The 18246-nt window shown below is 57.0% G+C and carries 13 protein-coding genes and 1 pseudogene; 4 read left to right on the top strand and 10 right to left on the bottom strand.

Annotated elements, in window-relative coordinates:
• Positions 1–240: 240 nt before the first annotated feature.
• Together ACYASS_RS02955 and ACYASS_RS02950 are read right to left on the bottom strand one after the other, a co-directional pair.
• A complete protein-coding gene (locus tag ACYASS_RS02955) occupies positions 241–723 on the bottom strand; it encodes a glutathione peroxidase (protein WP_463585021.1) in 483 nt (160 codons plus the stop codon).
• Positions 724–842: 119 nt separating this feature from the next.
• Positions 843–1328 (bottom strand): FKBP-type peptidyl-prolyl cis-trans isomerase, encoded by a 486-nt coding sequence (locus ACYASS_RS02950; protein WP_243245597.1) that lies wholly within the window; start codon positions 1326–1328, stop codon positions 843–845.
• 109 nt (positions 1329–1437) lie between these two features.
• On the opposite strand from ACYASS_RS02950, the gene ACYASS_RS02945 reads away from it, so the two are divergent.
• The 3 genes from ACYASS_RS02945 (at position 1438) to ACYASS_RS02935 (ending at position 4817) form a co-directional block, all read left to right on the top strand.
• Complete coding sequence (locus tag ACYASS_RS02945; protein WP_243245670.1) at positions 1438–1647, top strand: DUF3565 domain-containing protein; 210 nt, start codon at positions 1438–1440, stop codon at positions 1645–1647.
• An 89-nt stretch (positions 1648–1736) separates the two neighbouring features.
• The gene (pta, locus tag ACYASS_RS02940) at positions 1737–3827 is read left to right on the top strand and encodes a phosphate acetyltransferase (RefSeq protein WP_463585020.1); all 2091 of its coding nucleotides are present in this window, start codon (positions 1737–1739) and stop codon (positions 3825–3827) included.
• 78 nt (positions 3828–3905) lie between these two features.
• Positions 3906–4817: an acyltransferase gene (locus ACYASS_RS02935; protein ID WP_463585019.1), complete on the top strand. Its 912-nt coding sequence runs from the start codon at positions 3906–3908 to the stop codon at positions 4815–4817.
• A gap of 171 nt (positions 4818–4988) precedes the next feature.
• On the opposite strand, the gene ACYASS_RS02930 is transcribed toward ACYASS_RS02935, so the two are convergent.
• From ACYASS_RS02930 to ACYASS_RS02910, 5 genes and pseudogenes are all read right to left on the bottom strand, one after another.
• Positions 4989–7439: a TonB-dependent siderophore receptor gene (locus ACYASS_RS02930; RefSeq protein ID WP_463585018.1), complete on the bottom strand. Its 2451-nt coding sequence runs from the start codon at positions 7437–7439 to the stop codon at positions 4989–4991.
• 90 nt (positions 7440–7529) lie between these two features.
• Positions 7530–8453, bottom strand: coding sequence for a FecR family protein (locus ACYASS_RS02925; RefSeq protein WP_463585017.1), 924 nt, complete (start codon positions 8451–8453; stop codon positions 7530–7532).
• Entirely contained in the window at positions 8450–8962 is a 513-nt protein-coding gene (locus ACYASS_RS02920) for an RNA polymerase sigma factor (RefSeq protein ID WP_463585016.1), read from the bottom strand. Before ACYASS_RS02920 ends, ACYASS_RS02925 begins: the two co-directional genes overlap by 4 nt.
• A 157-nt stretch (positions 8963–9119) precedes the next feature.
• Entirely contained in the window at positions 9120–9824 is a 705-nt protein-coding gene (locus ACYASS_RS02915) for a YiaD family glycine zipper/OmpA-like lipoprotein (RefSeq protein ID WP_243245603.1), read from the bottom strand.
• Positions 9825–9924: 100 nt separating this feature from the next.
• Positions 9925–10002, bottom strand: a pseudogene (locus ACYASS_RS02910) (MBL fold metallo-hydrolase); the annotation flags it as partial.
• 298 nt (positions 10003–10300) lie between these two features.
• Between ACYASS_RS02910 and ACYASS_RS02905 the strand changes: the two are divergent.
• Positions 10301–11512, top strand: coding sequence for an HD-GYP domain-containing protein (locus tag ACYASS_RS02905; RefSeq protein WP_463585015.1), 1212 nt, complete (start codon positions 10301–10303; stop codon positions 11510–11512).
• Positions 11513–11515: 3 nt separating this feature from the next.
• On the opposite strand, the gene ACYASS_RS02900 is transcribed toward ACYASS_RS02905, so the two are convergent.
• The 3 genes from ACYASS_RS02900 to ACYASS_RS02890 all read right to left on the bottom strand — a co-directional run bounded on the left by ACYASS_RS02900 (position 11516) and on the right by ACYASS_RS02890 (position 17852).
• Positions 11516–14257 carry a LuxR C-terminal-related transcriptional regulator gene (locus tag ACYASS_RS02900; protein ID WP_463585014.1) on the bottom strand — a complete coding sequence of 914 codons (2742 nt, stop codon included), beginning with the start codon at positions 14255–14257 and terminating at the stop codon, positions 11516–11518.
• A gap of 290 nt (positions 14258–14547) precedes the next feature.
• Complete coding sequence (locus tag ACYASS_RS02895) at positions 14548–15912, bottom strand: DUF1329 domain-containing protein (RefSeq protein WP_463585013.1); 1365 nt, start codon at positions 15910–15912, stop codon at positions 14548–14550.
• 29 nt (positions 15913–15941) lie between these two features.
• The gene (locus ACYASS_RS02890; protein ID WP_463585012.1) at positions 15942–17852 is read right to left on the bottom strand and encodes a DUF1302 domain-containing protein; all 1911 of its coding nucleotides are present in this window, start codon (positions 17850–17852) and stop codon (positions 15942–15944) included.
• Positions 17853–18246 lie beyond the last annotated feature (394 nt).

The raw sequence follows: 18246 nt of genomic DNA, 5'->3' as shown, positions 1-18246 counted from the left end.
CGAGTGACAGCACTATTGATTTGGGTGATTGGGATTGAGAAGCGGCTCAGCGATGCCCATCCCTTTCGGGAGCTCGCTGCCTCGCGGCAAACACTGACCTCGCGTCAAACCGGTAGGAGCGAACTTGTTCGCGAAAGGGCCGGCACATCCGCTGCATCTGCTTGCTCTGGAATACCGCCTTCCCCGCTAAAGCCATTCCTACGGATGCAGCATTAAAGCCCAGACAGAAGCCCCGCGGCATCAGCCCAACGCTTTCTCAATGGCCTGAATGACAGCTGGATCATCGGGCGTTGTACGCGGCGAGAATCGTGCGAGTACTGCACCATTTTTACCGACCAGAAACTTTTCAAAGTTCCAGGTGATATCCCCGGGAAACTCGGCACCTTCGCCCGCCAGCAAGCGGTAAAGCTGATGACGATGAGGGTCATTCACCTCAAGCTTCTCGCCCAACGGGAACGTCACGCCATAGTTGAGACTGCAGAACTCCTGGATTTCCTGCGCAGAACCTGGCTCCTGCCCGGCAAACTGGTTGCACGGCAGGCCCAGCACGCTGAAGCCCTGGTCCTTGTATTGCTGATAGAGATTCTCGAGCGCCGCGTACTGAGGCGTCAGCCCGCACTTTGAAGCGACATTGACGACCAGAACCACTCGCCCCTTGAAGGTCGCCAGAGAAAGCTCCTGACCATCCAGATCCTTCAATTTAATGTCGTGAAACGCACTCATGACCCACTCCCCCTCAAATCCAGCGGACAAAAAAGGCGCCTACCAGGCTGCGTGAACCAAGTCGTTCGCGCAGAACCTGCCTGGGCGCCTTTTCAGCTACCTGAGCTTAGCAGCTCAAATCAATGGTGGTGACCACCTTCGCCATGCACGTGACCGTGGGCGATTTCTTCCTGGCTGGCATCACGAATATCAACGATCTTGACTTCGAAGTTCAAGCGCTGACCGGCCAGTGGGTGGTTGCCGTCAACAGTGACGTCGTCGCCGTCCAGGTCGCGGATGGTGACGATCTGCATGCTGCCGTCAGGACCGGAAGCGTGGAACTGCATACCCACTTCCAGTTCGTCGACACCTTCGAACATGCTGCGGCTCAGAGTGCTGACCAGTTCTGCGGAGTATTCGCCGTAGGCGTCTTCCGGCTCGATAGCGACTTTCACTTCGTCACCAACGTTCTTGCCGTCCAGCGCCTTTTCCAGGCCCGGGATGATATTGCCTGCGCCTTGCAGGTAAACCAGCGGCGCGCCGCCAGCGGAACTGTCGATGACCTCACCAGCGTCATTGGTCAGGGTATAGTCAATAGAGACAGCCTTATTGGCGGCGATCGGCATGGGGCAAAACCTTTGCTTAAGATTGAAGAACGATCAAGTTTAACCAAGCCATCGCTCGAAAGCGAACGCAACTCTGACGGACGGAGACAGACGGGCCATATTGAATAACGTGACAGTCACTGATTTCCGGCAGGACGAAGAGGGCCATTGGGTGGCGGTGTTGTCGTGCGGGCATACTCAACACCTGCGCCATCAACCGCCCTGGCAATCACGTGCCTGGGTGCTCGATCCCGTACAGCGCCTGCAAAAAATAGGTCAGGGCTTTCACTGTGGCTGGTGTGCGCAGGCCTCGGATAACGATAACCTTAGCCACCGTTGAGACGCTGCGGATCGACAGCGCCCCGTTTCCCGGTCAATGGTGTGGTCACGTCCGCCATGGCCCTTGTACTGCTCAAGCGAGAACCCTGAATGCAGACTTTCTTTATTGCCCCCACAGACTTTGGTGTGGGTCTGACATCCATCAGCCTGGGTCTGGTGCGTACTCTTGAGCGCGCCGGGTTGAAAGTCGGCTTTTTCAAACCTATCGCTCAACCGCACCCTGGTGATCTTGGCCCGGAGCGTTCCACGGAACTGGTTGCCCGTACGCACGGGCTTAATCCGCCACGACCGCTGGCCCTCTCTCATGTGGAGCGGATGCTCGGTGACGGCCAACTGGATGAACTGCTCGAAGAAATCATCAGCCTCTATCAGCAGGCAGCCGTTGGCAAAGACGTCTTGATTGTCGAAGGCATGGTACCGACCCGTCACGCCAGTTATGCAGCCAGGGTCAATCTGCACCTGGCCAAGAGCCTGGATGCGGATGTGATTCTGGTCTCGGCACCGGAAAACGAAGTGCTGGCTGAACTCTCGGGCCGCGTCGAACTGCAGGCTCAGCTGTTTGGCGGTCCCAAGGACCCGAAAGTCCTGGGGGTGATTCTCAATAAAGTCCGCACTGAAGAAAGCATGGAAGCGTTCGCCGCACGGCTCAAAGAGCATTCGCCACTGTTGCGCAGCGGCGACTTCCGTTTGCTGGGGTGCATTCCCTATCAGGCCGAGCTGAACGCCCCACGTACCCGCGATGTAGCAGAGCTGCTCGGCGCACAGGTGATCAACGCCGGTGACTACGATCAGCGGCGCATGTCGAAAATCATTATTTGCGCGCGCACCGTGCTCAATACCGTGCAGTTACTCAAACCCGGCGTACTGGTCGTAACGCCTGGCGATCGCGACGACATCATTCTTGCCGTCAGTCTTGCGGCCATGAACGGCGTGCCTCTGGCAGGCTTGCTGCTGACCAGCGACACCGTGCCTGACCCGCGCATCATGGAATTGTGTCGCGGGGCCTTGCAGGCAGGCCTGCCTGTTCTGTCGGTGAGCACCGGTTCCTATGACACCGCCACGCTGCTCAATCAGCTGAACAAAGAAATCCCCATTGATGACCGCGAGCGTGCCGAGATCATTACTGATTTCGTCGCCAGTCATCTGGACGCCAACTGGCTGCACCAGCGCTGCGGCACCCCGAGAGAATTACGCCTGTCCCCGGCGGTGTTCCGTTATCAATTGATCCAGCGGGCTCAGGCCGCCAACAAACGCATCGTGTTGCCCGAAGGCAGTGAGCCGCTGACCATTCAGGCCGCCGCGATCTGTCATGCACGCGGGATCGCCCGTTGCGTGCTGCTCGCCAAGCCGGAAGAAGTCCATTCGGTAGCCAAGGCGCAAGGCATCGAACTGCCGCCCGGCCTGGAAATTCTTGATCCGGATGTGATTCGCGAGCGTTACATCGCACCGATGGTCGAGTTGCGTAAAAGCAAAAGCCTCAATGCGCCGATGGCTGAGCAGCAACTGGAAGACACCGTGGTGATCGGCACCATGATGCTCGCGCTGGACGAGGTCGACGGGCTGGTTTCCGGTGTCATTCACTCCACCGCCAATACCATTCGCCCGGCCCTGCAACTGATCAAGACCGCACCGGGCTGTACGCTGGTGTCTTCGGTGTTTTTCATGCTGTTTCCGGATCAGGTACTGGTCTATGGCGACTGCATCATGAACCCACACCCAAGCGCCGCCGAGCTGGCGGAAATCGCCTTGCAAAGCGCCAACTCGGCAGTGGCCTTCGGTATTACGCCACGGGTCGCTATGATCAGCTATTCCAGCGGCAACTCGGCCAGCGGCGAAGAGGTTGAAAAGGTCCGTGAGGCAACACAACTCGCCCAGGAGACTCAGCGCGACCTGCTGATCGACGGCCCGCTGCAATACGATGCTGCCGCCAACGAGAACGTCGCCCGTCAACTGGCACCCGACAGCGCTGTAGCCGGTCGCGCCAATGTGTTCGTGTTCCCCGACCTGAACACCGGTAATACCACCTACAAAGCCGTACAACGCAGCGCCGACTGCGTCAGTATCGGGCCGATGCTGCAAGGCCTGCGCAAACCGGTGAACGATCTTCCCCGAGGCGCACAGGTGGATGACATCGTCTACACCATCGCATTGACGGCGATTCAGGCTGACACCCTTTCCTGACACACTGCTGCATCACACTCACGGTGCTGTCGCCTGCCGGGCGACAGCACTCGAATAATCTTCTGGAGCCCTTCCGGTATGGATTTCCTGCCTGCCCCATTGCGCGGCTTCATCGCCTCGCTGCTGTTGGCGCTCAACACCATTGTTTGTTGTACGCCGCTGTTCGTGGTCGCAATCTTCAAACTTTGCCTGCCCTTCCCCGCCGCTCAGCGCGTGACGGACTGGCTGATGAGCCACATTCATGAAGCGTGGATCGCCAACAACAATCACTGGATGAACCTGATCGGGCACACCCGCTGGCATTTGAGTGGTCTGGAAAGACTGGATTACGAACACTCGTATCTGGTGACCAGCAATCACCAGAGTTGGGTCGACATCATGGTGTTGCAGTACGTCTTGAACCGCCGGATTCGCCCGTTGAAGTTCTTCCTCAAGCAGGAGTTGATCTGGGTACCGGTGATCGGCCTGGCGTGGTGGGCGCTGGGTTTCCCGTTCATGAAGCGCTACTCCAAAGCCTACCTGGCAAAACACCCGGAGAAGCAAGGCAAGGACCTGGCAACCACTCGCCGCACCTGCGCCAAATTCCGCAATAACCCGGTAGGTATTTTCAACTTCGCTGAAGGCACCCGTTTCACCAGCGGCAAACACGCCGCGCAGTCATCACCGTTCCGCTATCTGCTCAAACCCAAGGCAGGCGGCATCGCGTTTGTTCTGGATGCGATGGGTGAACAGCTGGAGTCGATCATCAACGTCACGATTCATTACCCACAGGGTCGGCCAGGTTACTGGGATCTGCTGTGCGGTAATGTTCCGGAAGTGGTCGCGCATTTCGAAGAGATCAAAATTCCGCCGCATTTCATTGGCAAGAATTACGATCAGGACGGCGAGTACCGCCTGGAATTCCAACAGTGGATCAATAAGCTGTGGGAGGAGAAGGATCAGCTATTGGCGCGGTTGCACAGCGAGTATCCGGGTGACGCGAAACCATAACACCCTGTAGGAGTGAGCTTGCTCGCGATAGCGGACTGTCAGTCATTGGATGTTTAACTGACAGACCGCTATCGCGAGCAAAGTGGATCGCCACCCCGGTCACTAAAAGTCCCTTAGCGCCGCGAGACAGCGCGGATAAACCGTCGATCCAGATAAGTATTCCTAATTCTATTACCAGAACGTGCCGCGCAACGTCAGCATGTGGTTGCGCGGTTCGCCGTACCAGTTGGTGGCAAAGGTCGAGCCCACAGTGGCGTAGTAGTTTTTGTCGAAGATGTTGTTGGCGTTATAGGTGACCGTCCAGTGATCATCCACCCGATATTCAGCAAGCGCGTTCCACACCGCATAGCCCGCCTGATCAAATTCGTAGTCACTGGTAACACCTTGGTAAGTAATGGTTCCGCTGTAATAGTTGGCGCTCTGAAGATTAACACCGCCGCCCACTTTCAAATCAGACAGGACGCCCGGCAGCCGATAAGTCGAAAACAGTTTGAACAAGTGCTTGGGTGTCACTGAGCTCAACGGCGCACTCGAATCCTTGTTGCGGTTCATGTTGTACGTGTAACCCGCCATCAGCATCCAGTCGGGAAGGATTTCACCCGACGCTTCGAGATCGATACCTTTGCTGACGACCTCGCCCTGATTGACGTAACAGCAACTGCCCGCAAACAGAGAAGACGTGGTTGGATAGCTCGGATCACGTACTCCCTGGTTTTCCCGCTTGGTGTAGTAAAGGGCGAAGTTGGTGTTGACCGCGCCGCCAAACAGCTCACCCTTCAGACCGGTTTCATACGTCTTGCCTTCCATCGCCTCCATGGGCGTACCTGGCGGAGGGCCCTCCAGCAAGTTGACCTGAGGCTTGTAGATCTCTGAGTAACTGCCATACACCGACCACTCATCACTCAGGTCATAAACCAGCCCACCATAAGGCGTGACTTTGGTCGGTTCGCGCATGGAGATTTCCGACTGGGTCGTCCAGGTCGTACCGACACGAGTCTTGTAGGTCTGATCAAACTTGTAGCGCTGTGCACGGGCGCCCACGATCAAGTGCAGCGGTTCCATCAACTGCAAACGCACGCTACCGTAGACACCGTACTGCTTCTGGTTGTTGGGGTTGTAATCGCGACTGTATTCGGTAGTGTCCGCTGGCTCGGCAAAAGGCGTACTGGCCGGGTCGAAAACGTTGACCGCTCCAGTCGCCTCCGCAAACCTGGCTGTACCCAACCATCGGCTGGTGATCTCTTGATAATCAGCGCCCACCACAAGCGAATGCTGCAAGCCGAACATCTCGAAATTGCCGGACACGTTGGTGTCCCACATTCGCTGCTGGTTTTCCTGCTTGACCGCCGTGCCATACCAGGTCAGCCCGCCTCCGGTTGTCGGGTTAACGCCTGCGCCATTGCTGGTTGCGCTTTTGAAATAGCCCACGTCCCATAAATCGGTGTAGGAAATATTGAGCTTCCAGTCATCCGAGAGCTGGTGGTCAATCTTGGCGAACACTTCGCGCCCCGTCGCGTCGGTGTAGGCCCAGTTCTGGGTTAGACCGGTGTGCCGTGGGAGTTTGAGGTCCGAGCCGTCCAGATAGCGTGGCACCGAGCTTTGCGTGCCGTTTTCATGGGCTTTGTTGTATCGAACACCGAACGTCAGCATGGTGTCATCGGTGACGTCCGCTTCCAGTACGCCATAGAAAAAAGGTTTTTCCGTACTGCGGTTATCAACGAAATACTGCCGATCGGTATTGGCTAACACCATCCGTCCACGTAGCTTGCCGTCGAATGCTATCGGGCCAGTGACGTCCAGTTCCTGACGGTAGTTGTCCCAGCTGCCTGCCGACGCCGTGAGCTTCAACTGAAATGCGTCCATGGGGCGCTTGCGCACCATATTGACGATGCCGCCTGGATCACCGGTCCCGCCAAACAGCGCAGCAGAACCGCGCAACACTTCGAGGTGGTCGAACTCCGCCAGATCGAACACGTTGGATGAATAGAAACTGCCCAGCGAACTGCCCTGCGCCATAGGGGCCGCACCATCGAGCTGGAAGTTCTGAATGGTGAAGCCCCTGGACAGAATGTCGGCCGTTCTGAAGGTGTTGTTCTGCACGGTGATACCCGGTGTTGCCCGCATCGCATCGTTGATATCGGTCATCTGCTGATCGGCCATCAACTGCTGGCTGACAATCGAAATCGACTGCGGTGTCTGACGCAGACTGGTCGGCGTCTTGGAGCCAACGCTGGTCAGCCCGGTGGTGTACGAACCCGAGTTCTCGGTTGCCTCCCCCATGCCCTGCCCCTGAATACTGGTCGCGCCGAGCTCAATGGCGGCATCGTTGCGCCGGGAAATCACCAACGTCGAGCCTTGCTGCTGATAAGTCAGGCCACTGCCATCAAGCAAGCGCTGTAGTGCATCCAGCGGTTCAAGGTTGCCCTTGATAGCAGGTGCATTGCGCTGGGCAACAATACTGTCATCGACCGCAATGGTCAGGCCCGCGGTTTCTCCCAACTGCCTGAGCGATGTCGCCAGAGGTTGCGAGGGCAAATCAAGGGAAACAGGTGCAGCCATTGCGTGGCCCGCCAAGGCCAGAGACATGGCAACCGCAAGATTCTTCAGGGGATGACAAAACATGAGGTTTCTCGTTATAGGCAGCAGATACCTAATGACGCGGTAACGGATAAAAATCCTGATGTGCAAACGAGAATTATTTTCGGCCGTCCCTTAACGTGCACGTAGTTGGGTAATGCCATTGCTCTGCTCAACCTCAACGGCCGCGATTTTCGGCAACGCCGACAGGAAGCTGTCGATGTCGGAAAGCTGCACCACTGCCGTGATCAACGGTGATTTCTTGCCCCCGATACTGCGCACTGGCTGTTCGCGATAGCGAGAGATGCTTTCAGCGATCTCGGCCAGATCCGCCTGCGTGAAGATCAATCGGCCACGCTCGAATGCGAACGCATTGGCCGCGGGAATGACCAGGCGCTGCAATGGCTGGTCGCGACGGATTTCGGCTACTTGATCCTGAGTGAGCTGCAGACTCGTCGCGTCACCGTCGACCTGAACCTTGCCCCGCTCGACGCTGACCCGCAGACGGTCATCAAGCCTGTTGACCACAAAGCGCGTGCCCAGCACCGTTACCCGCGCCAGCCCTGCGTCTACGATAAACGGCCGGTCGGCAGCATGGGCCACATCAAAAATGACTTCGCCCTGCATCAGAAAAACCTGCCGCTGCAGCCCTTCGTAGCGCACCTGCACACGCGTGTTGGCCCCCAGAACAATCTCGCTGCCATCGGGTAAACGCTGCTTGAGTTGCTCGCCAAGACGGGTAAAAAACTGTTGTTCGTAAGCCCCGCTGCGACTGCCGTACCGCCACGCCAGACCGGCAACGAGTAACCCGCTCAGCCCCAGCAGGCCGGTGCGCATGAAGGTGCGGCGACTGCTGCGCTTTTCCATGGAGTGGGCCAGCGCCTGGGTTTTACGGGTTGAGGTGAAATCGCCCCACAACTCGCAGAAGGCCTGATATTCCACTCGATGCTGGGAATCGGCACGCAGCCACACCTCAAATCGGGCGCGATCAGGATGATCTTCAGGAACGTCGAGCAAACGGGTAAACCAGCGCGCCGCCTGCTCCCGGGGCGAACTCACGGGCAAAGAGTCTCGCGAGCGGCGCGCAGGTCGAGCAAGGCACGCATCAGATGGCGCTCAACCATACTCAGGCTGATATTGAGCAGACTGGCGATATGCGCCTGGCGGTGCCCCTCGATACGGGCCAGCCAGAAGACTTCACGGCAACGTGGCGGCAGGCAATCCAGAATGCGTTGCAAGGCTTCAAGACGCTGCTGCAAATCAGCGAGATGTTCGGCTGATGGCGCGAACTCTTCGTTCACGTTGTCATGCGTCAGGCATGCACCTTCATCATCGTAAAGAGACAGGTAACGAGAGGCGTCGCGGTAATGATCGATCAGTACGGTATGCGCAACACGGCGCAAATAGGCGTTGGGTTGCTCGATGGTGATTCGCTGGCTCGCCAGCATGTAGCGAATGAAAGCGTCGTGAAGGATATCGTAGGCGCTGTGAACGCAACGCGTCTGCCTGCTCAGGCTGAGCAACAGATCGGTGTAAGCCCACCGCAAGTTGATACCGTTCCAGTTCATCCGTTTCATCCATGCTGCTGGCGACTGGACCTACCTGTCAGTGACAAGGCGTCAGCCGCTCGGAGCGCAAGGATAAAAGCTTTAATGAAATAGCGCAAATAGGAAGCATTACTATTTGCGCTATCCGGGTCAAACGGTCATCAACACCCGCCTTGAATTACTGCTGGTACTGCTCATATTGCTGACCCGGAATCGGCTTGAGGTTAACCTCTACCCGACGATTTTGGGCACGGCCATTGACGTCGGCGTTGCTGGCAATCGGCTGATCAGGGCCTGCGCCACGTACCGAAAGACGAGCAGGATCAACGCCCTGCGACGTCAGGTAGGTACTCACGCTTTGAGCGCGCTGCTGGGACAAGTCCATATTGTGCTGACGCGAACCGGTACTGTCGGTGTAACCGACAATCTCGATGTTGTTCTGGTTGAACTGCTTCAGTGACCCGGCCAGATTGTTCAGCGGCGAATAGAAGCTGCTGGCGATGGCCGAAGAGTCGGTTGCGAACGTAATGTTGCCAGGCATGATCAGCTTGATCTGATCACCTTGACGCTGAACCTCGACACCCGTGTTGGCCATGCTCTCGCGCAGTGCCTTTTCCTGCTTGTCAGCGTAGTAACCGTAACCGGCAGACGCGGCGCCCACTACGGCGGCACCGATCAAGGCACCCTTGCCGCGATTGTTGTGATCAATAGCCGCGCCCGCTACTGCGCCCGCCAACGCACCCAGCCCGCCATATTTCGCAGTCTTGCTCACACCGCCAGAGTTCTGTGCCTGGCCTTGGTTGTCATAGGGATTCTGCGACGCACACCCGGAAAGCAGGGCCACGGCAGTAGCGACAATAATCAAACGACGCGAGGTAAACATTGGAATGCTCCTGAATTCTATAAACAGCAGGTCCTGGGACTTGTGATCGGATTAGAGCATGGCAGCCCGTAAAGATTCCTTAACCATGCCTGAACGATGCTCAAGCCCTAACGAATGGGTTCTCACGCATTTCATCACCCAGTCGCTCCGGACCATGCCCGGTCACTGTTTGATCTTCATTGGCGCGATGACTTTCAGATTTGTTTTTGACGCCAAAAGTTAAATAAAAATAACCTACTGATTAATAACAGATAAATGACAATTAAGGCTTTTGTAAAAGGAGCCGTCCCCCCCCTGTTTTTTTTAAAACCTCACCATATACTGGCATTAGGCAATCAAGTGAGCAGTCTCGTGAATCGAGGTGTAATCATGTCGGTCCGCAGGTCGAAAATCGGTTGTCCTGAATTGCCACTCAGCTCATATACCCAATCCATCCCGTGCAAGGCAGCGTATCGACGCCGAGAAGGTACGCGGCCATGTTGAAAAAGATCCCCGTCGCCGAGTTGACGCTCGGTATGCACATACACGAATTCTGTCGGCCTCGAACCAATGAACCGTCGTGGGCGAGCGATGTTGAAGTCAAACTCAATGATCCTGATTTCTTTAAGCAGATAAAGGAATCGGCCGTCACTGAGGTGTGGATTGACACCAATCTGGGCCTGAACACCAAAGGTATGGGCTCAATTACGCCCATCCATCAACAGGCTGAAGACACCAGTGATACAACGCCTTCGAGCATGGCCGAGGAATTGGCGCGTGCCAAACTGATCTGCGGTCGCGCCAAAAACGCAGTGATGACCATGTTCAGCGAAGCCAAGATGGGCAAAGCCATGAACGTGGCGGACGTGGGGCTGCTGGTTGAAGAAATCTCCAATTCGATACTGCGCCATCCCCATGCGTTGATCAGTCTGTCACGCCTGAAAACCTCCGACGAATACACATACATGCACTCTGTAGCAGTGTGTGCGCTGATGGTGGCGCTTGCCCGGCGCATGAATCTGGACGAAGAGCAGGTACGTGAAGCGGGTGTCGCCGGGCTGATGCATGACGTGGGCAAAATGATGATTGACCCGCTGATTCTCAACAAGCCGGGTCGGTTGACCCCTGAAGAATATGCGGTGATGAAGCACCACCCCGAGGCAGGCCTGAAGATTCTGCAGGACAGCAATCAGGTCAACGCCACCGTGCTCGATGTGTGCCTGCACCACCATGAAAAGTTCGACGGCTCTGGCTACCCACACGGCTTGGCCGGGGAGCACATCAGCCTGTTTGCCAGAATGGGCGCAGTGTGTGACGTGTACGACGCCGTCACTTCCGACCGGCCTTATAAAAAAGGCTGGGGTGCCGCCAATTCAATTAGGGAAATGGCCAACTGGAAAGGTCACTTCGACGAAAAAGTCTTCCAGACTTTCGTCAAGACGCTGGGGATTTATCCGGTTGGCACACTGGTGTCTCTGGCCAGCGGCCGCCTGGCAGTCGTTACCGAACAGAGCGAAAAATCGTTGCTGATGCCAAGCGTCAAAGTCTTCATGTCCGCCCGGACGCGACGCCCTCTCACACCGACAGTGATCAACCTGGGCAATTCACAGGAACATGACACCATCCTGAAGATTGAAACGCCGGAAGACTGGGGCATCACCGACATCGATGAGTTGTGGATGGGGGCCAAAGCAGGAGCGGCCAACTGAGGCTCAGCTCAGCAAGCCCAATTCCTGCGCGCGGGCCACGGCCTGGGTACGACGCTCGACACCTAACTTGCCATTGATATGGCTGGCGTGAGTTTTAACAGTGTGCAGCGAGATGAAAAGCTGGTCGCTGATTTCCTGGTTCGAACACCCTTGGGCAATCAAATGCAGGACGCTAAGCTCTCTCACGCTGAGGGTATCCGTAGCGTGCAACACATCAGCGCTCTCACGCGATGGCGGGCAGGTCGCCAGCGGAATTTTTTCCAACAGGGCATCACGTGCGGCACAGGGAGCCTCTTGCAGGAGTTGCTCGCGCAACCAGCCAGGATGATGCTCAATCAAATCATGAAACGGCAGCAGCGCTCCGCCAGTCGCTGCACGTAGACTCTGATCAAGCAGGCTGCGAGCCTTTGCCTCCTCGCCACACCCCATCAGCAACACCATCTGCTGAACCAGCGCTGTAAGATTGAGAAGCTGACCGTCGACGTTGCGGGCATGATTTCCCAGCCGTTCAAGGCGCTGGGTGCTGGCCCCGACTTGACCCTGGATGCGCTCAAGCACGGCGCACTGCAACTCCACATAATGAGGCAGTTGGGGATGGCATTCAGGCGAGGGCGCTGGAGTTTCACCGCTATAGGTTTGAGTCAGTCGCAGCAACCATGCCTCAGCCAGATCGAACCGGCCTTGCGCCAGCCAAAGCTCGCACTTGACCAGCGTAATCATCGCCAGATAGTAAATCGCTGGCACATCCCAGATATGCATCAGCCTTTCGGCTTCAGACAACTCCGCGAATGCCTCGGCGAAACGCCCCTCGCGGCCGAGCAAACCGGCGAGCACGCAGTGGCCGATCAGCACGCTGATATCCCGGCACGCCCGCGCTTCAGCGAGCCCCGCGATCAGTTGTGCCCGGCCAGCATCATTCTGCATACGCAGGGTCAGTAGAAAACCTTCATAAAGCGTCAGCCGCGCGCGTATCGCATATAGCCTTTGCGCAGGCAGACCTTTCAGCCGTTGCAACCCGTGGCGAACTTCGTCCAGCGCACGCAAGATTTCGCCTCGTGCCTGCAAGGCACGAGCCCGATCGTAATGCGCAAGGGCTTCAAACAGCGGGTTGGCGACCCGTTGCGCGAGTTCAAGCGCCTCACGGTTGAGCGCCCGCGCACGCCACAGATCGCCCTCGGCAATGGCCAGATTGGCGAGGGTCGAAAGGCACATCAGGCGCTGGCCGTAACGCTTTCGCGGCAGGCTGAGTAATGCTTCGCTGCAACAGCGCTGAGTCTTTTCGGTATCCCCTCGCCCTCGGGCAATAATCCCGCTCAGCGCAAGCCACTGCGCGAGCATGGACTTCTGCGCCGTAGCAGAAGGCGCCGGAAGAAAGCGGCTAAGGTGCTCGGCCAGTTCTTCTGCAGCGTCGAGCTGACACGCCAGCCCGAGTGCCCAGGCATACAAGACAATCAGCCGTGGCGTGCTGATCAGCAGGCTGTCTGGCAGGTCCATTTTCCAGCGTAACAACATGCCGACGTTTTGCTCAGCGAGTAATTGTTCTTCAGAAAGGTTCTGCACCAGGTTGGCTGCAACGTCCAGATGCCCAGCCCGCAACGCCTGCTCGACCGCCTCATCCAGCAACCCCTGCTCGCTGAACCAGCGGCAGGCATTCAGGTGCAAACGATTTTGTGGCGGCCCGGCCTGCGTCCTGGCGCGCAGCAGATCGGAGAATAAATGGTGGTAACGGTACCAACGCCCATGCTCATCCAGCGGGACGAGAAACACTTGATGCGCCTGCAGATAGCGCAGCATTTGCGCGCTGTCGTGGCTGTCCCTGACGGCGTCGCACAATTCAAAACAAAAGCGTTCAAGGCACGCGGTGTCATATACGAACGTCTGCACATCACCAGGCAGGCAATCGATGACTTCTTCCAGCAAGTAATCGCGAATCAACCCTTCACCGCCGTGCAGCGCCTGAGGCAATTCACTGTCAGTGCCGACTTCGGAAGCTGCCAGTAACCAGAAACGCAACCCGGCAACCCAGCCCTCACTACGCTCAATGAGGCTTTGCAGCGCATCGGCGTCCAGTGAGCTGCTGCGTGGCCCTAAAAGCGCCAGGGATTCGCCATGGGTCAGACGCAAATCCTGTTCGTTGAGCTCCACGAGTTGCCGCGAGAGTCGCAAGCGCGCCAGATGCCATTCAGGACGCTGGCGGCTGGTGACCATGACGATCAGCCCGGCGGGTAAATGATTGAGGAAGAATTGCAGGCAGCGATCCAGTACCGGTCCCTGTGCCAGGTGGTAGTCGTCGAGGACCAGTAGCACAGGTTTACCGAGCATCAGGTGCATCGACAGCTCATCAAGCAAGCCATCCAGCCACTCTTCAAAAGCGAAGGGCTGATGACGCTGACGCATTTTCAACAAGCCCAGCGCCTGCGCGCCCAATTGCGGGAAGAACTGTTGCAGGGCAGCGAGCAGACGCTCCAGAAAACGCCCCGGGTCGCTGTCTCGCGGGCTCAGCCCCAGCCAGACACTTTGCCATTGCTCAGGCAGATTCTGGCAAAACTCCACCGCCAGCGAACTCTTGCCGAAACCTGCGGGCGCACTGACCAGCAATAACCGCCCGGATAGCCCGGCGGTCAGGCGTGCGCACAAACGTTCACGGGTCACGTAGCCGTCAGGCAAGGGAGGTCGAAAGAATCGCCCCTCCAGCGCGGGAACCGCGTTGCCTGCGAATACTTGCAAACGGGACAAGTCAGTCATGGCCGGCTCTTGTTGAAGTCTTATCGGCTTGGCGAATGCTCTGGAGACTAGCCGGTAAGTCTGCCGTTTTGAAGGCACCGCGGGAAAAGACTGTAACAATTTGCCTACAATCATCGAAACGAATACAGACCCATAAAAAAGCCCCTGTTACGGGGCTTCGAGCAAAAATGGGGCTTTGGAAGATCGCAGAGTAAGCGGAGGACCTGTAGGAGCCCACTTGTTGGCGAAACGTCGGACCTGCGCAATCAGGCTCTAAGTCTCGCCAACAAGTTGGCTCCTACAAAAATCTATTAGCGCACCCCCTCCTGACGCAGTGCATTAGGCGTGAACTCACTGGTGGTAGCGGTGAAGCCAAAGTCATACGCGCGCTTCTCTTCGTTCTTCATGCCCAGCGCAAGGTAGCGGCCCGACTGCAGGTCATAGATAGCTTCCAGGGCATACCACGGCACTTGTTTATCGTAGTAGTTCTCGGCATGAGCCTCCGCGACGCGCCACAGTTGGCCGCGGCCGTCGTAATGGTCGATGACCGCTGCCTGCCAGGTGTCTTCATCAATAAAGAAGTCACGCTTGGCGTAAATGTGGCGCTGGCCTTCCTTGAGCGTTGCGGTGATGTGCCAGACACGGCGCAGTTCATAGCGGGCAAGATCCTGATTGATGTGCCCGGCCTTGATGATGTCAGCGTATTTGAGCTTCGGATCGTCCAGCTTGTAGCTGTTGGCCGCGATATACATCTCTTGTTTGCCAACCAGTTTCCAGTCGTAACGATCCGGTGCACCGTTGAACATGTCCAGGTTGTCAGAGGTACGCAAGCCATCAGCCGCAGTGCCCGGCCCGTCATAGGAAACTTGAGGGGCGCGTCGAACGCGACGTTGACCGGCGTTGTAGAGCCATGCGGAGCGCGGTTCAGCAACCTGATTGAGGGTTTCGTGCACCAGCAATACGCTGCCAGCCAGACGCGCTGGCGCGGTCACTTCCTGCTTGAAATAGAACAACACGTTGCCGGGATTCTTAGGATCGTAGTCCTTCATCTTGTCGCGGAACACGAACTGATCGCTGAAATACACCAGGCTGTATGACCCGTTAGGCTGCGGAGTGGCCTGGGTTACCAGACGCTTTACGCTCCCCCCACGATAACGCCCGATGTGGTTCCAGATGACTTCGTTGGCACTCTGCGGAATCGGAAACGGCACCGCCGTATCGAAATTCTCAAGGCCGTTACCGCCGCCTACCGCCTTGGTATTGGTGGCGTTTTTCTTGATAGCGGCGAACACCTCATCCGGCACTGTCGCGCCACGATGAGACGGATAGACCGGCATTTTGAAAGTTTCCGGGTAACGCTTGAACATCGCGTACTGACCCGGCGCGAGGTTGGCCTTGTACTGCTCCACGTTAGCGGCGGTGATGGTGAACAGCGGCTTTTCACTGGCGTACGGGTTGGCGAGGAAGCCTTTGGCATCTACTGCCCCGGCATTCTTGGGCATTGGGCTCCAGGCAGGAATGGTGTTGGCAGCATTGCCGGCCTTTTCAGCGCCCATGGGCGTCAGGGTAGTTCCAAGCTTTGCTGCTTCAGATTCAGACACAGCCGCCATGACGCCGGTTGCCAGCAGCGACAACCCGAGCACACCGACTTGCAACAGACTTTTTGTTATTTTCATATTCATCGTCGTCCTGAAAAACCGTGTTCTTAGAAGTTCATGCCAAAGCTGAGCGACACGAAGTCGCGATCATCGACCGTGGTGTACTTGCCATCAAAGAAGTTGGTGTACGAAAGTGCCGCTGTGTAGGTGTTCTGGTATTCGGCATCCAGACCGAGGCTGACCGCTTTACGGCCTTCCTCGAAGTTGCCACCAGGGCCAGGCGAGTAACCCTTGACGTCATGCGACCAGGCAACGCTCGGACGCAGGTTCACGCCGGCAAAAACGCTGTTGTAATCCCAGATGGCGCGAGCGCGATAGCCCCAGGAGTTGGCAGTGGTGAAGCCATCGTCTTCGCAATAGCGACTCACGTTGTTTTGAGGTGCAGTTCCCAGAGTTTGGGCGTTGAGTGATGTGCAACGGCCGTTGGCCAGCGGGCCTGGACCGTAGCTTGGGTCACGGCCGTAGCGGATTTTCGAAGTGCTTTCCAGCCCGCCAACGTGTGTCCAGCCCACTTCACCCACGACTGTCAGGCGCTCGGCGCCCATCACCTGATCAAAGAACTGGGTAAACGAGGTTTGCAGTTGGGTGATTTCTTTGCGGCGGTAACCTGGTTGATCGGTGTCGGCTTGGCCTTGCAGCGGTGATACGGTTACGTCCAGTGGCGTGATGCCTGAATACAGGATGTCGGTGGTATTGATCTGCACCGGAGCGTTTGGACGGTAGCTGATCTCACCGCTCCACGCGGTACCGGTAGGCAACGTGGTGGAGAAGCTCAAACCGTACAGTTGAATATCTTCTGGGTATTCAACGTAGTAGCTGGAGTTGCCCGCAACGACCAGTGGCATCAAAGAGGCAACCAGACCCGGTTGCGCAGCCAAAGGACCGAGTGCAGCGATCAGCGCAGCAGGGTTGTATGAGCCCGCTGGAGCGCCCCGACCACTGAAAATTGGCGCGCGACTGTGGTAGTTCATGAAATAAGCGCCGAACTCAGTGTCCAGCGGCTCGAAGTTGTAGTGCATCGCTACGCCAAACTGACCGCCATCACGGGCATCACGATCAGGACCACGGCGCACGACTGCACCCTCATCAGGGTTACCCCACCTGACACCTTGAGCAGCCAGAGCATTGAACACGGTCGGCCGCGCAACCGCCGGCAGGGCAGCAGCCAGACCAGCCTGGCTGCGCAACACTGCAAGATTGCCATCGCAACCATCCGAAATCACATCGGGCTGCGAGAAGAACGTGCCACAGTTATCGGTAACGGTCTGGTCCCACTCAAGCTGGTAAAAACCTTCTGCCGAAAGATTTTCAGTGATGCTTTGCGACAGATAGAACATGTTGACCGGAATCAGGCCTTCCTTGATTTCCGCGCCTGGACGACGGAACGCAGACACGTCGACCGGGTTGATGCTGTTGATACCGCCCTGGATGAAAGTACTTTCACCCCAACTGACCACTTGTTTACCGAACCGCACAGAACCTGGCTCATCACCGATGCTGTAGTTGTGGTAAACGAAGGCGTCGAGAATCTGCCCGCCGGAAGACTTCGCGCCTTCCTTGCGATTGGAATCGCTGATGTCCTTGAACTCGCGGTTCTCGTCCTTGAGTTCAAAGTCGTACCAGTATTTGCCACGCACAAACACACCGGTGTCGCCGTACTTCAACTCAAGATCGTGAATGCCCTTGAAGATTTTCGAAAACGTTTCACCGCGTTTGAAGTTCAAGTGGCCGTCATCGGACGTCTGCGACAGGCCATGCCCGCCGTTGTTGGAACCGATGAGATTCTTGTTGGCTTTCTCGGTAGACCAACTGGCGCCCACGGAGAGCGACGAGTCGAACTTGCCTTCGATTTCGCCAATGTTGAAGCTGACGCCGAAAGCAGGACCGGCGAGCGTAGAAGCGAGACTGACGGCCAAAGGCAGTTTTGCCCGGCGCCAGAACTGGTTTGCTGATGTCATCGACGCTACTCCATGTGTTTTTTATTGTTTTGGCAGTGGTACTGCTAAAAACGGCACAGTCGATCTTGCGACAGACAGTCCAACGCTCATCGGGTAACCCAGAAGGTTACAACGGATCAGTGTCTTCATTCGTTTCTACCCAGCCCCTGATACCGACTATAGCCAGCAGGTCGCACTGCTTGATCCCTCTAAAGTGTGATTTGCAGTCCAAGACTCTCTGCCGCGCGTATTTGCGCCCGATGACGTCAGCGGGCTCGTGGGGAGAATGGCTTAATTTGCGGATTTGGCAAGCCAAGCGCTTGCTTGGTCAGAGCCAAGCCGACAAACCGTGCTCAGCGGGCACGGCTCAGACCCGGGCAAGGTGAAAAAAGTGCCGTATTCACCTTGCCCGCAG

The sequence above is a fragment of the Pseudomonas sp. HP_14 genome (genome assembly GCF_055283875.1).
Note: the sequence above shows the minus strand (reverse complement) of the source record. Positions and strands in the feature narration are given on the sequence as shown.

What these genes read in the sequence shown, in the direction of transcription:
- ACYASS_RS02930 (WP_463585018.1), bottom strand. Translation starts at nt 7,439, where the DNA reads ATGTTTTGTCATCCCCTGAAGAATCTTGCGGTTGCCATGTCTCTGGCC.
- ACYASS_RS02890 (WP_463585012.1), bottom strand. Translation starts at nt 17,852, where the DNA reads ATGACATCAGCAAACCAGTTCTGGCGCCGGGCAAAACTGCCTTTGGCC.
- ACYASS_RS02915 (WP_243245603.1), bottom strand. Translation starts at nt 9,824, where the DNA reads ATGTTTACCTCGCGTCGTTTGATTATTGTCGCTACTGCCGTGGCCCTG.
- ACYASS_RS02900 (WP_463585014.1), bottom strand. Translation starts at nt 14,257, where the DNA reads ATGACTGACTTGTCCCGTTTGCAAGTATTCGCAGGCAACGCGGTTCCC.
- ACYASS_RS02950 (WP_243245597.1), bottom strand. Translation starts at nt 1,328, where the DNA reads ATGCCGATCGCCGCCAATAAGGCTGTCTCTATTGACTATACCCTGACC.
- ACYASS_RS02905 (WP_463585015.1), top strand. Translation starts at nt 10,301, where the DNA reads ATGTTGAAAAAGATCCCCGTCGCCGAGTTGACGCTCGGTATGCACATA.
- ACYASS_RS02895 (WP_463585013.1), bottom strand. Translation starts at nt 15,912, where the DNA reads ATGAAAATAACAAAAAGTCTGTTGCAAGTCGGTGTGCTCGGGTTGTCG.
- ACYASS_RS02935 (WP_463585019.1), top strand. Translation starts at nt 3,906, where the DNA reads ATGGATTTCCTGCCTGCCCCATTGCGCGGCTTCATCGCCTCGCTGCTG.
- ACYASS_RS02955 (WP_463585021.1), bottom strand. Translation starts at nt 723, where the DNA reads ATGAGTGCGTTTCACGACATTAAATTGAAGGATCTGGATGGTCAGGAG.
- pta (WP_463585020.1), top strand. Translation starts at nt 1,737, where the DNA reads ATGCAGACTTTCTTTATTGCCCCCACAGACTTTGGTGTGGGTCTGACA.
- ACYASS_RS02920 (WP_463585016.1), bottom strand. Translation starts at nt 8,962, where the DNA reads ATGAACTGGAACGGTATCAACTTGCGGTGGGCTTACACCGATCTGTTG.